At 38.8% G+C, this 14,351-nt stretch carries 12 protein-coding genes; all 12 read left to right on the top strand.

The window, feature by feature from the left end; translation table 11 throughout:
* The first annotated feature begins 64 nt into the window (after window positions 1–64).
* Complete coding sequence (locus tag ACFQIC_RS04820) at window positions 65–4,357, top strand: PolC-type DNA polymerase III (protein ID WP_204707784.1); 4,293 nt, start codon at window positions 65–67, stop codon at window positions 4,355–4,357.
* 262 nt (window positions 4,358–4,619) lie between these two features.
* Window positions 4,620–5,093 carry a ribosome maturation factor RimP gene (gene rimP, locus ACFQIC_RS04815; protein ID WP_204707783.1) on the top strand — a complete coding sequence of 158 codons (474 nt, stop codon included), beginning with the start codon at window positions 4,620–4,622 and terminating at the stop codon, window positions 5,091–5,093.
* Window positions 5,094–5,106: 13 nt separating this feature from the next.
* The gene (nusA, locus tag ACFQIC_RS04810; RefSeq protein WP_204707782.1) at window positions 5,107–6,219 is read left to right on the top strand and encodes a transcription termination factor NusA; all 1,113 of its coding nucleotides are present in this window, start codon (window positions 5,107–5,109) and stop codon (window positions 6,217–6,219) included.
* A 13-nt stretch (window positions 6,220–6,232) separates the two neighbouring features.
* Window positions 6,233–6,508 carry an RNase P modulator RnpM gene (rnpM, locus tag ACFQIC_RS04805; protein WP_204707781.1) on the top strand — a complete coding sequence of 92 codons (276 nt, stop codon included), beginning with the start codon at window positions 6,233–6,235 and terminating at the stop codon, window positions 6,506–6,508.
* Entirely contained in the window at window positions 6,505–6,801 is a 297-nt protein-coding gene (locus ACFQIC_RS04800; RefSeq protein WP_390216970.1) for a YlxQ family RNA-binding protein, read from the top strand. The genes rnpM and ACFQIC_RS04800 overlap by 4 nt, the downstream gene beginning before the upstream one ends.
* 19 nt (window positions 6,802–6,820) lie before the next feature.
* Window positions 6,821–8,923, top strand: a complete 2,103-nt coding sequence (infB, locus tag ACFQIC_RS04795) for a translation initiation factor IF-2 (RefSeq protein WP_204707780.1) — start codon at window positions 6,821–6,823, stop codon at window positions 8,921–8,923.
* On the top strand, window positions 8,920–9,198 hold the full coding sequence (locus ACFQIC_RS04790; protein WP_204707779.1) for a DUF503 domain-containing protein: 279 nt from the start codon (window positions 8,920–8,922) through the stop codon (window positions 9,196–9,198). The genes infB and ACFQIC_RS04790 overlap by 4 nt, the downstream gene beginning before the upstream one ends.
* 26 nt (window positions 9,199–9,224) lie before the next feature.
* Window positions 9,225–9,575 carry a 30S ribosome-binding factor RbfA gene (rbfA, locus tag ACFQIC_RS04785; RefSeq protein WP_204707778.1) on the top strand — a complete coding sequence of 117 codons (351 nt, stop codon included), beginning with the start codon at window positions 9,225–9,227 and terminating at the stop codon, window positions 9,573–9,575.
* A gap of 254 nt (window positions 9,576–9,829) precedes the next feature.
* Entirely contained in the window at window positions 9,830–10,726 is an 897-nt protein-coding gene (truB, locus tag ACFQIC_RS04780) for a tRNA pseudouridine(55) synthase TruB (protein ID WP_204707777.1), read from the top strand.
* A 19-nt stretch (window positions 10,727–10,745) separates the two neighbouring features.
* Window positions 10,746–11,687 carry a bifunctional riboflavin kinase/FAD synthetase gene (locus ACFQIC_RS04775; protein WP_390216969.1) on the top strand — a complete coding sequence of 314 codons (942 nt, stop codon included), beginning with the start codon at window positions 10,746–10,748 and terminating at the stop codon, window positions 11,685–11,687.
* Between the two features lie 124 nt (window positions 11,688–11,811).
* Entirely contained in the window at window positions 11,812–12,081 is a 270-nt protein-coding gene (gene rpsO / locus ACFQIC_RS04770) for a 30S ribosomal protein S15 (RefSeq protein WP_204707776.1), read from the top strand.
* A 115-nt stretch (window positions 12,082–12,196) separates the two neighbouring features.
* Window positions 12,197–14,314, top strand: coding sequence for a polyribonucleotide nucleotidyltransferase (locus tag ACFQIC_RS04765; RefSeq protein WP_204707775.1), 2,118 nt, complete (start codon window positions 12,197–12,199; stop codon window positions 14,312–14,314).
* The last annotated feature ends 37 nt before the right edge of the window (window positions 14,315–14,351 follow it).

The following is a 14,351-nucleotide window of genomic DNA, read 5'->3' as shown; positions in this document are numbered from 1 at the left end:
CCTTGCCGCGATACTTAAGCAAGGGTATATTTACGAATAAATTAGCCCCCAGGGAGGAATCACATTGGATGTGAACAATCAAGAAAAAATGCACTATTTATTGGAACAAATCCAATTCCCTCAGGATTTAATACATCCTCATTTTGAAAGCAGTACGCTTGAGAAACTCACTGTTTACAAAATGGATAAGAAGTGGCACTTTCATTTTTGCATGGACCAACCACTACCTCCTTCCGTTTATCAACTGTTTACGAGTAAGCTACAAGCTACTTTCCGTTCACTTGCCGTCATCGATTGGACAATTGAAACAAAAGAAAAGTCTCTTACTCCAGAAGCTATAAGTGAGTACTGGCAAGGATTTATTCAATCCTTAACCGACCTTACGCCTGGTTATAAGGACTTGTTAATAGAACAAATCCCAGAAATTAACGGGAATAAGATTATGTTAACTTGCAGAAATTTAGCAGAAAGTCATGCAGTAAAGAAAAAACTTGAATCCACTTTTCAAAGTTTTTGCCAGCAATCAGGTTTGCCATCATTTATGCTCCATACTCGTGTGAAAGAAGAACAGGAGGAGCTAAAAAAATTCCAAGAAGAACGTCAGAAAGAGGATAAGATTCTTGTGCAACAAGCGGTTAAAGACCAAGAGGAACGTGCTAAATCCAAAGATGATTCCAAGCCAAAAGGTCCGCTTGAGATTGGTTACAAAATTCAAGATGATCCTGAGCCGATGGAATCAATCTTAGAAGAAGAGCGACGAAAAACGATCCAAGGTTACGTGTTTGATGTCGAGGTTAAGGAATTACGTTCTGGTCGACATTTATTGCTTTTGAAAGCTACAGACTATACAGACTCTTTTTCTATCAAAATGTTCTCTCGTGGCGATGATCACGCGGAGCTTTTTAAACATGTTCAAAAAGGAATATGGATTAAGGGCCGGGGAAGTATTCAAACGGATAACTTCACGAGTGAATTAACGATGATGGCTAATGACATTAATGAAATCACTCCTTATTTAAGAAAAGATGAAGCAGAAGAAGGCAATAAACGTATTGAACTTCATGCACACACGACGATGAGCCAAATGGATGCGCCCGTTTCCGCTTCCCGTTTAGTAGCTCAGGCTGGGAAATGGGGACATGAAGCCATTGCGATTACTGATCATGCTGTAGCACAAGCTTATCCTGAAGCGCATGCGGCGGGACAAAAACATGGTGTTAAAATTATCTACGGTGTAGAGGCTAATTTAGTTGATGATGGAGTTCCCATTGCTTATCAAGAACAAGACAGAGATTTGGCGAACGATGTTTATGTGGTTTTTGACGTAGAAACGACAGGTCTATCAGCCGTATATGACAAAATCATTGAATTAGCAGGTGTTAAGATAAAAGATGGAGAAATTATTGACCGTTTCGAATCATTCGCAAATCCCCATCATCCTTTATCACAAACAACGACTGATTTAACAGGTATTACAGACGACATGGTTAAGGATGCGCCGGAGATTGGTGATGTTTTAAAAGATTTCCATGAATGGATGGAAAACGATATTTTAGTTGCACACAATGCTAGCTTTGATATGGGCTTTTTAAATGCTGGTTTTCAACAAATTAATTATGATAAAGCAAAAAATCCTGTGATTGATACTCTTGAACTTGCTAGATTTCTTGTACCTGAACTAAAAAATCATCGGTTGAATACATTGTGTAAACATTTCGACATTGACTTAACACAGCACCACCGTGCAATTTATGATGCGGAAGCTACAGGATATTTATTATGGAAGCTCGTAAAAAAAGCGATAGAAAGAGAAATTACTAATCACAAAAACTTGAATGACTATATGGGGGAGGGGAAAGCATATCAGCGTTCTCGCCCCTCTCATGTAACGTTATTAGCGACGAATACTACGGGTTTAAAGAATATTTACAGATTGGTATCTGAAGCTCATATGAACTATTTTTACAGGGTGCCTCGCATCCCTCGATCACGTTTAGCGAAACTTAGAGAAGGAATACTCGTTGGATCTGGATGTGATAAGGGAGAAGTATTTGAAACAACGATGCAAAAATCAGAAGAGGAAGCTGAAAAAGTTGCTGAATTTTATGATTATATTGAAGTGCAACCCCCAGGAAATTATTATCACTTACTAGAAAAAGATTTAGTGCAAAATGAGGCACAGATCTATGACATATTAAAGAAAATAGTGAAAATTGGTGAACGCCTCGGTAAAACTGTAGTGGCTTCAGGAAATGTTCACTATCTTGAACCACATGAAAAGCAATATCGTCAAATTTTAATCTCTTCTCAAAATGGGAATCCATTAAATCGCCAGACATTACCAGAGGTGCATTTTAAAACAACAAATGAAATGATCGACGAGCTTTCTTTCTTAGGAAAGGGTAAAGCTCACGAACTTATCGTTACGAACACACACGTGATTAACGAAAGAATAGACGTTATTACACCTATTAAAGATGATTTATATACACCCAATATTGAGGGTGCTGATGAAGAGATTAGGGAGATGTCCTATAATAAAGCAAAAAGCTTGTATGGAGAACAATTGCCTGAACTCGTTGAAAAGAGATTGGAAAAAGAGTTAGAGAGTATTATAGGTCACGGATTTGCTGTTATTTATTTGATTTCTCAGAAACTTGTAACAAAATCTTTAGAGGATGGCTATCTTGTTGGTTCTCGAGGGTCTGTTGGATCATCCTTCGTAGCAACGATGACAGATATTACAGAAGTTAACCCGCTTCCTCCTCATTATGCTTGTCCTAACTGCCAGCATCATCAATTTTTCACTGATGGTTCAGTGGGAAGTGGATTTGACTTAGATGAGAAAGATTGTCCAGAATGTGGAACGGCTTATAATAAAGATGGACAAGACATTCCGTTTGAAACCTTCCTTGGATTTAAAGGAGATAAAGTTCCTGATATTGATTTAAACTTCTCTGGAGAATATCAGCCCCAAGCCCATAATTATACAAAAGTTCTCTTTGGAGAAGATAATGTATATCGTGCGGGTACGATTGGAACAATTGCAGAAAAAACGGCCTATGGGTACGTCAAAGGATATGCAGCAGATCACCAATTGCAGTATAAAAATGCGGAGATCGATCGCCTCGTCCAAGGATGTACAGGTGTGAAAAGGACAACAGGTCAACACCCTGGAGGGATTATCGTTGTACCTGACGATATGGATATCTATGACTTTTCACCCATTCAGTTTCCAGCCGATGATACAAAATCAGAATGGAAAACGACTCACTTTGATTTCCATTCTATTCATGACAATTTATTAAAACTTGATATCCTTGGTCACGATGATCCAACAGTCATTCGTATGCTTCAGGATTTAAGTGGAATCGACCAAAAAGAGATCCCTGTTGATGATCCTGAAGTGATGAAAATTTTCAGTGGTCCTGAAGCTTTAGGATTAACAGCTGACCAAATTATGTGTAAAACGGGTACGCTAGGTGTGCCAGAATTTGGGACGCGTTTTGTGCGTCAAATGCTGGAAGATACTAAACCGAAAACATTTGCAGAACTCGTCATTATTTCTGGCCTCTCACATGGAACAGATGTGTGGCTTGGGAATGCCGAACAGTTAATTAATGATGGTATTTGTACGTTGCCAGAAGTTATTGGTTGTCGTGATGACATTATGGTCTACCTTATGCATAAAGGGTTAGAGCCTTCACTCGCTTTTAAAATCATGGAGTTCGTGAGAAAAGGACGCGGGTTGGAAGATGAATGGATTGAAGAGATGAAAAAACATGAAGTGCCAGACTGGTACATTGATTCTTGTAAAAAGATTAAATACATGTTCCCGAAAGCTCACGCAGCCGCTTACGTCTTAATGGCTGTTCGTATCGCTTACTTCAAGGTTCATTATCCCATATATTTTTATGCCGCTTATTTTACTGTAAGGGCCGGAGACTTTGAACTTGAAACAATGGTCAAAGGGTCTGACGCAATTCGAAAGAGGGTGGAAGAAATCCAGGCCAAAGGACTAGATGCCACACCTAAAGAGAAGAACTTAATGACAGTACTTGAGATTTGCCTGGAAATGTGTGAACGAGGTTATGGTTTTAAATCAGTCGATCTCTATAATTCTAGTGCAACTGATTTCCTAGTGGATGGGAACGAGTTAATTCCACCATTTGATGCTGTCGATGGGCTAGGAACGAATGCTGCTATTAATATTGTTAAAGTAAGAAAAGATGGAGAGTTCCTTTCGAAGCAGGATTTACGGGAGAGAAGTCGTATTTCCAAAACGGTTCTTGAATATTTAGACGATCAAGGTTGCTTAGAAGGAATGCCTGATGAGAACCAACTTTCACTGTTCTAGGATCTATTGCATTATTTCGGAAACTGTGGTATATTTTTTATGGACAAGAGCGATAAGAACGACCGAAAGAGTGGGGAAACCCACTCTTTCGTTATATTTCAGGCTCACTTTTCAATCATTTTCAATTTATGAATGAAACCGATTTTATTAGTAAGCCGCTATGATTTTTTCATAGCGGTTTCATTTCGACTTTTAATTTGTGATGACCAAATGAATGCTAAATAGCTCTTAATCTTAAATTAAGTACGGGGAGGGATTCCAGTTGGGTAAAAATGTGACAGATGTTACTGAAGAACTAGTACTACCCATTTTAGAAGAGATGAACCTTGAGCTAGTAGATGTGGAATATAAAAAAGAAGGTCAAAATTGGTTTTTGCGTGTCTTTATTGATAAACAGGGTGGCGTTGATATTGAAGAATGTGGTCAAGTTTCCGAACAGCTCAGTGAAAAGCTAGACGAAACAGACCCTGTTGACGCTGCCTACTTTTTAGAGGTTTCCTCTCCTGGAGCGGAAAGGCCTCTAAAAACGCAGGCTGATTTTAATAAGTACGTTGGAGAACATATTTTTGTTAAATTGTATGAACCTATTAAGGGCGAAAAAGAGTTCGAAGGAACTTTACAGTCGTTTGAAGACGAAACGGCAACTATTGAAATTCGCATAAAAGCACAAAAGAAACAAATAGAAGTGCCTTTTAACAAAATCGCCAAAGCAAACTTGGCTGTGACTTTTAACTAAGGGGGATATACTGGTGAGTAGTGAACTATTTGATGCCATGAATTATTTAGAAAAAGATAAAGGCATTGACAAGGACTTATTGTTAGAGGCATTAGAAGCCGCTCTAATTTCAGCTTATAAGAAAAACTTTAATTCTGCTACGAATGTTCGTGTAGATATTAATGAAGACGAAGGTAATATGAAGGTCTTTGCTAGAAAAGTAGTCGTAGAAGAAGTAATGGATCAAAATCAAGAGGTTTCGCTTGAAGAAGCAAAAGAAAAAAGTCCAAACTATGAAATTGAAGATGTTATTGAAGTTGAGGTCACGCCAATGGACTTTGGTCGTATTGCTGCTCAAGCAGCGAAGCAAGTCGTGACCCAGCGAGTTCGAGAAGCAGAACGTGGCATTATTTATGGTCAGTACGTCGACCGAGAAGAAGATGTAATGACGGGGATTATTCAAAGAAAAGATCCGCGCTTTGTTTATGTTAATTTAGGTAAAATTGAAGCTAGACTACCAGAGGGTGAACAAATGCCTGCGGAGATTTATGAAGTTCATCAACGTCTTAAGGTTTTCGTTACTAAGGTAGAAAATAGCAATAAAGGACCACATATTTACGTCTCTAGAACACATCCTGGTTTACTTAAACGTTTATTTGAAATGGAAGTTCCAGAAATTTTTGATGGAACAGTTGAAGTACGCTCGGTTGCCCGTGAAGCAGGAGATCGTTCGAAGATTTCTGTATTCGCCGAAGATCCAGAGGTGGATCCAGTTGGCTCATGTGTAGGACAACGGGGGCAGCGTGTTCAAGCTATTGTTAATGAATTAAAAGGCGAAAAGATTGATATTGTTCAATGGTCTGAAGACCCAGTAGAGTATGTATCTAATGCTCTAAGTCCATCAAAAGTTGTCCAAGTACTTGTTGATGAAGAAGAAAAGGCTACAACTGTTGTTGTTCCAGATTATCAGCTATCGTTAGCTATTGGTAAGCGAGGGCAAAATGCACGTTTAGCAGCAAAGCTTACGGGTTGGAAAATTGATATAAAAAGTGAAAGTGAAGCCCTTGAAGAAGGCATTATTACAGAACAATCTGTTGAAGACGAAGATGAAGATGAAATCGACTTAGAAGATACAACGGAAGAGTAAGGAGGGGGAGCCGATGGCCCGTTCCAAGAAGCAACCATTAAGAAAGTGTGTAGTTACTCAGGAGATGAAGTCTAAAAAAGAACTCATCCGTGTCGTGCGTAATAAAGACGGAGAAGTGTTTGTTGATACAACAGGTAAGCAAAACGGCCGCGGAGCATATTTATCTAAAAGCCTGGAAGTGATTGATAAAGCGGAACAGCAGCAAGCATTAAACCGTCATCTAAATACGAAGGTTGACGCTTCAGTGTATAATGACTTAAGAAAGATTGTGGAGGATTCTTCATCATGAGTTCTTATTTGAATATCATTGGACTGGCTCATCGAGCAGGTAAGCTTACGCTAGGTGAAGAACATATCGTCAAAGAAATTCAGAAGAAACGAGCCAAACTCGTTCTCATTGCTGAAGATACAGGCAAACAAACAAAAAAGAAGCTTACTGATAAATGTAGCTTTTATAATATACCCTGCTATATGGTGGATGATCGTGAAACACTTTCACAAGCCATAGGTCAGACAGGGAGAGTCGCGATAGCAGTTTTGGACCAAGGATTTGCGAAAAAGTTGCAATCGCTACTCGGGTAATCTATTCGGGGGTGAAAGAATGAGTAAAATGCGCGTATATGAATATGCCAAAAAGAATGAACTATCTAGTAAACAGGTAATTGAAAAATTAAAAGATTTAAAAGTTGAAGTTTCTAACCATATGTCAACGATTGAAGATGATGTTAAAGGTAAATTGGACGAGGCTTTCGGACAGAAGAAAGCAGAGAACGCCCAAACAACTTCTAAATCTGGCCAACAAAATAAACAACAGCCACAGCAAAACCAAAAGAACAATCCTAAGCAAAAAGGGAAGAATAGCCCTAATTCTAATCAAAAAAATAGCCGTCATCAAAACAATAAGAACCAAGGGGGGCAAGGCAATAAAAAACCAAGCCCAAAAAAACATACACCTAAAAAAATTGTCTACTCTGAGTCTTTAACTGTTGGAGAACTTGCTGAAAAATTAAGAAAAGACTCAGCAGAAATCATCAAGAAGCTAATGGGGCTAGGGGTTATGGCCACTAAAAACCAGGATCTTGATGCTGATTCCATTGAATTAATTTGTGCGGAATTTGACGTTGAAGTGGAACAAGAAGTCATAGTTGATGAAACAGATATTGAAAGCATGATATATGAGGACGATCAAGAGGATCAGCAAGAGCGTCCTGCTGTTGTTACAATTATGGGACACGTTGACCATGGTAAAACAACATTACTTGACTCCATTCGTCATACAAAAGTTACGGAAGGCGAAGCAGGTGGTATTACTCAACATATTGGAGCTTATCAAGTAGAGGAGAATAACAAAAAAATCACTTTCCTTGATACTCCAGGACACGCTGCATTTACAAGCATGCGTTCTCGCGGTGCTCAAGTAACTGATATTGCTGTACTTGTTGTAGCTGCGGATGATGGGGTTATGCCACAAACACGTGAAGCAATAAACCATGCTAAAGCAGCGGAAGTACCGATCATCGTTGCTGTTAATAAAATGGATAAAGAAGGGGCTAACCCTGACCGCGTTATGCAAGAATTGATGGAATTTGAACTCGTTTCTGAAGACTTTGGCGGAGATACGATCTTTGTCAAAATGTCTGCGGTTCAAGATGAGGGAATAGATGACTTGCTAGAAATGATCGTTCTTGTTTCTGAAGTAGAGGAGTTTAAAGCGAATCCTGATCGTCCAGCAAGTGGTACAGTAATAGAAGCTGAACTTGACAAAGGCCGTGGACCTGTCGCTACTTTGCTTGTACAAAACGGCACTTTAAAAGTAAGTGATGCTGTCGTTGTGGGTAGTACTTATGGCCGTGTTAGAGCCATGGTTAATGATATTGGTAGAAGAGTTAAAGAGGCTGGTCCATCGACCCCAGTAGAGATTACAGGTTTAAACCATGTTCCTCAAGCCGGGGATCGTTTCCTAGCATTTAAAGATGAGAAAAAAGCCAAGTCAATTGGTGAAGCTCGTCAGCAACGTCAAATAGAAGCAGATCGTAGTGCAACTGCTACAGTTAGCCTTGATGATTTATTCGAACAAATCAAACATGGTAATATTAAGGACATTAACTTAATCCTCAAAGCAGATGTACAAGGTTCTCTTGAAGCATTAGCTGGATCTTTGCAAAAAATTGAAGTTGAAGGCGTTAAGGTGAAAATCATTCACACAGGCGTTGGAGCCATTACGGAATCTGATGTTACATTAGCATCTGCATCTAATGCCATCATTATTGGGTTTAACGTTCGCCCTGATGGGAATGCTAGAAAAGCAGCAGAGTCCGAAAGTGTAGAAATTCGTCTTCATAACATCATTTATAAAGTGATGGAAGAAATTGAGGCTGCCATGAAAGGTATGCTTGATCCTGAATTTGAAGAGAAAATCATTGGTCAAGTGGAAGTTCGGGAAATCTTTAAGGTATCTAAAATTGGAACAATTGCTGGATCCTATGTAACTGAAGGTAAAGTAACTCGTAATTCAGGAATTCGTGTAATTCGTGATGGAGTTGTAATATTTGAAGGTGAAATGGATGCTTTAAAACGCTACAAAGATGATGCTAAAGAAGTTGCGAAAGGTTATGAGTGTGGAATAACTATTAAAAACTTTAACGATCTTAAAATTGGAGATGTTATTGAACCTTACGTAATGCAGGAGATTGAACGCACATGATTTTAAGTGCTGAGGTGGAGTGTATGATATATGACGCCCAGTCTTTAAAAGAAAAACGTTCAGTTATTAAAAGAATTCAGACAAGGTTAAGCAACCAATATAATGTCGCTGTCAGCGAACTTGATTTTCAAGACCTTTGGCAGCGTACATGTATAGGGATAGTCACTGTTGCAAGCAGTAAAGTGATCTGTGAGCAAACGATTCAGCAAGCTTTAGCCTTGATTGATTCTTTTCCTGAAATTGAACGAACAAATACAGTCATTGAGTGGCTGTAATGTTGGTGTTGAAGAGGTGAAATCAAATGAACGATTTACGTGCAAACCGTGTAGGGGAGCAAATGAAAAAAGAGTTAACCGATATTATTAGTAAGAAGATTAAAGATCCCAGGGTAGGATTTGTTACTATAACAGAAGTTAAAGTAACGGGCGATCTACAGCAAGCCAAAGTTTTCATCTCAGTTTTAGGCGATGATAAGCAAAAGCATGATACACTTGTGGGTCTTGCAAAGGCTAAAGGATTTATACGATCAGAGATAGGACAACGAATCCGTTTACGTAAAACACCTGAGATTATGTTTGAATTCGATGAAGCAATTGAGCATGGTAACCGAATTGAAACCATTCTTAAAGACTTAAATGATACAGAAAGCTAATCCGAGATGTTCTGCGAACTTATTCTAAACTTGATTATTGAGCTTTTTTGAATCTTCTAGCAAGGGAAGACCCTCTTTCACTTAGAGGTAAGTTAAACGGCACAGGATGATGTTTTTGCAATGAAGACAACCCGTATCGTAACCCTCTAAGTGTTTGGGTGCAAGACTGGGCATAAACATTTAATCCGTGCTACTTTAGCACGGATTTTTTATGAATTACTTTTATAACAGAAAAAAGAAGGGAAGTTACGCTTATGCATGGAATTCTTCCATTGTGGAAAGAGAAAGGGTTTACCTCCCATGATTGTGTAAGTAAAGCTCGGGGCATGTTAAGAACTAAAAAAATAGGTCATACAGGAACCTTAGACCCCGACGTGGAAGGTGTACTTCCTCTCTGCATTGGAAAAGCTACAAAAATCGTTCCTTTTCTTACAGATACTGATAAGGTATATGAAGCAACAGTATCTTTAGGGGCAACAACAGAGACAGAAGATGCTTCAGGAGACGTTGTTGAAAAAAAAACTGTGAGTCACCCACCATCTGAAGAAGACATTCTACAGGTACTTCAGCAATTCTCAGGTGAAATCACCCAAGTTCCTCCCATGTATTCCGCTGTGAAAGTTAACGGTAAACGTTTGTACCAATATGCACGGGATGGAGAAGAAGTTGAACGCCCTGTTCGAAATGTCAAGATTAAACAAATCGAATTATTGAACCCCTCAGTGAAGCGTGACGATGAATATTTCTCTTTTTCTATACAGGTGATCTGTTCAAAAGGTACTTACATAAGAACTTTGTGTGTAGACTTAGGAAAGGCTCTCGGATACCCTGCTCATATGTCCTCACTGGTTCGCAAGCAAACAGGTGAGATACGTAAAGAGGACTGTTATACATTTGATGAAATACAACAATATGTAGATAACGACTCCGTAAATGAGATTATTTTACCTATAAGTAATGGGTTGCCTCATTTAGAGTCTATGACTATCCAAGAAGATGATCGTTTTGCTTTTGAACATGGACAAGTGTTACCGAAGCCTGAATATGTGAAGGATCAACCTTTTGTAGTAAAATATAAAGAAGAGGTGTTGGCGATCTACCAACAGCATCCGAGTAAACCCGATAAAATCAAGCCGATAAGAGTATTTTGAGCCAAAGCAGGTGAGTATATTGAGAACGATTCATCTGAGTGAAGGAGACTCCACTCAAATAGAAAGTTTATCTCCAAGTGTCTTAGCTGTTGGCTTTTTTGATGGTATTCATAAAGGTCATCAACGAGTCATTTCAACGGCAATTAAAAAAGCCCAAGAACTAGATGTGGAAAGCGCAGTTATGACTTTCGATCCTCATCCATCCGTCGTACTGAATAACAGTATTCAACATGCTCGTTACATTACGCCATTACCCGAAAAAAAGCAGATTCTAAAAAGAATGGGAGTACATACGTTGTATGTGGTTCACTTTGACCAAGCTTTAGCTTCACTATCACCCGAAAACTTTGTCGAAAAGTTTTTCATTGACTTAAAAGTTCTTCATGTGGTTGCGGGATTTGACTTCAGCTTTGGATTTAAGGGTAAAGGGTCTATGGAATTATTGCCCATTTACGCTGAAGGAAGGTTCACAACTACAACGATTCCACAAGTAACTCAAGAGGAGAATAAGGTAAGTTCTACACGTATAAGAAGACTACTTGATCAAGGAGACGTCTCTGGCGTAGAAAATCTGTTAAGCCGTCCGTTTAGTTTGAATGGAAAGGTTGTTAGCGGGGAGCAAAGAGGAAGAACGATCGGGTATCCTACAGCAAATATTTTATTAAATGGCGCTTATTATACTCCGGCTGATGGGGTTTATGCTGTTAAAGTGGAATGTAACAATGAGCTTTTAGAAGGAATGGCTAACTTCGGAGTTAAGCCAACTTTTGATGAAAACAGTCAACAATCAAATTTAGAAGTTCATATTTTTGATTTTGATCATGACTTATATGATGAGATGATCACAGTTTATTTCTATCAATTGATTCGGCATGAAATAAAGTTTGATGGAGCTGAACAATTGAAAGTACAGTTGCACCAGGATGAAAAAAGATCGCGCGAAGTTTTAGCAACGATTTAATTTACACTTGCATTTTAGTCATAAAAATTGTACTCTTGAATATGGAACCTTCGCTTGGCGGTACGTAACTCCGACGTCCGCTCGGGGAATGGGAATCATATTAATAATAGGAGGTGTAGCTATAATGGCTATCACACAAGAACGTAAGAATGAACTAATTAATGAGTATAAAACTCATGAGAATGACACTGGATCTTCAGAAGTACAGATCGCAGTTCTTACAGAGCAAATCACGAACTTGAACGATCACTTGCGTACACATAAGCAAGATCACCATTCTCGTCGTGGATTGCTTAAAATGGTAGGTAGACGTCGTAATTTACTAAGCTATCTACGTAATAAAGACATTACACGTTACCGTGACTTAATTAAGAGCCTTGGTCTACGTCGCTAATGCATGAGAAAAGCGGGAGTTAATCCCGCTTTTTCTGTATGTTTACATAAAAAGAGTGTAAACTGTAAAATAGATGACTATATCTATTATTGTGTTTGAGAGGAGTTAAATACTTATGGCAGAAGAAAATCAAACTTTTTCGATTGAAGTAGCTAATCGAACGTTCACTGTTGAAGTGGGCGAGCTAGCTAAACAGGCTAGTGGAGCTGCTATGATTAAATATGGCGATACATCTGTTCTTTCTGCAGCGACAGGATCTAAAAAGCCAAAAGATCTACCTTTTTTCCCGCTAACAGTTAATTATGAAGAGCGTTTATATGCCGTTGGAAAGATTCCAGGTGGATTTATAAAGCGAGAAGGGCGTCCGAGTGATAAAGCTGTCCTAGCCTCTCGTTTAATTGACCGTCCGATTAGACCTTTATTTCCAGATGGATATAGAAATGATGTGCAAGTGATCAGTACGGTGATGAGTGTTGATCAAGATTGTTCATCAGAAATGGCAGCAATGCTAGGGTCTTCAATTGCACTAGGCATTTCTGATATTCCTTTTGGTGGTCCTATTGCTGGTGTTGTGGTTGGGCGTGTTAATGGTGAATTCATTATAAATCCTACTGTTAAACAGCAAGAGGTAAGTGATATTAATTTAATCGTTGCCGGAACAAAAGATGCGATTAACATGGTAGAAGCAGGTGCTAATGAAGTCTCAGAAGCGGATATGTTAGAAGCTATTATGCTTGGACATGAAGAAATTAAGCGTCTCGTAGCTTTTCAAGAAGAAATTATTGCTGCTGTTGGGAAAGAAAAAATGGAAGTTCAGCTTTTTGACTTAGATGAAGAGTTAAAAGGAAAAGTTGAAGCTGAAGCAAGAGAACCTCTAGCTACAGCCATTAAAGAGCAGGAAAAGAAAGCTCGTGAAGACGCAATCGATGAAGCTAAAAATGCGGTTATACAGTCTTATCAAGAATTAGAAGCAGATGAGGATACTCTTAAGAACGTTGGTTCTATTTTAGATAACATCGTCAAAGAAGAAGTTCGACGTCTTATTACTAAAGAAAAGATTCGTCCTGATGGAAGAGGCGTAGACGAAATTCGCCAGTTATCTTCAAGAGTTGGAGTTCTCCCGCGAACTCACGGCTCAGGATTATTTACTCGTGGGCAAACTCAAGCTCTGAGTATTTGTACATTAGGTGCCCTTGGAGATGTTCAAATCTTAGATGGATTGGACCTTGAGGAATCCAAACGCTTCATGCACCATTATAATTTCCCATTATATTCAGTAGGGGAAACGGGACCGATTAGAGGACCAGGACGTCGTGAAATTGGACATGGTGCTTTAGGCGAACGGGCTCTTGAAGTTGTTATACCATCTGAAAAAGAGTTTCCGTATACAATTCGTTTAGTGTCAGAAGTTCTAGAATCGAACGGATCGACTTCCCAAGCTAGTATTTGTGCTAGTACACTAGCGATGATGGATGCTGGAGTTCCTTTGAAAGCACCAGTTGCCGGAATTGCTATGGGTCTTGTGAAATCTGGAGATGATTACACTATCCTTACCGATATACAAGGGATGGAAGATTTCTTAGGAGATATGGATTTTAAAGTTGCAGGTACTGAGAAAGGTATCACTGCATTACAAATGGATATAAAAATTGAAGGCCTATCTCGTACTATTCTTGAAGAAGCGTTAGGTCAAGCACAATCAGGACGTATGGAAATTTTGAGTTCTATGCTCGCTACACTGCCAGAGTCTAGAAATGAACTTTCAAGATACGCACCTAAGATCATGACAATGAAGATTAACCCTGATAAAATTCGTGATGTAATTGGGCCAAGTGGAAAACAAATTAATAAAATCATTGAAGATACAGGTGTTAAAATTGATATAGAGCAGGATGGAACAGTATTTGTCTCCTCTACTGATGCAGAAATGAACAAAGTAGCAATGAAAATTATTGAAGATATTGTTCGTGATGTAGAAGCTGGAGAAGTATACGAAGGTACGGTGAAGCGTGTAGAGAAATTCGGTGCTTTTGTTGAACTGTTTAAAGGTAAAGAAGGTCTTGTTCATATTTCGGAACTGGCAGAAGAACGAATTGGCAAAGTAGAAGATGTTGTTGCAATTGGTGATACCCTTAAAGTGAAAGTGAAAGAAATTGATAAACAAGGTAGAATCAATTTATCTCATAAAGCCATTTTGGAAGACGAAAAGCAAGAAAAAGAAATAAGTGAGTAAAAACAGAGACTGGGAAGCCAGTTTCTTTTTTTATGGA

Origin of the sequence: Halobacillus seohaensis, from assembly GCF_042663045.1 — a bacterium.
Taxonomy (GTDB): domain Bacteria; phylum Bacillota; class Bacilli; order Bacillales; family Halobacillaceae; genus Halobacillus_A; species Halobacillus_A seohaensis.
This window is presented reverse-complemented; position numbering and strand designations above follow the sequence as displayed.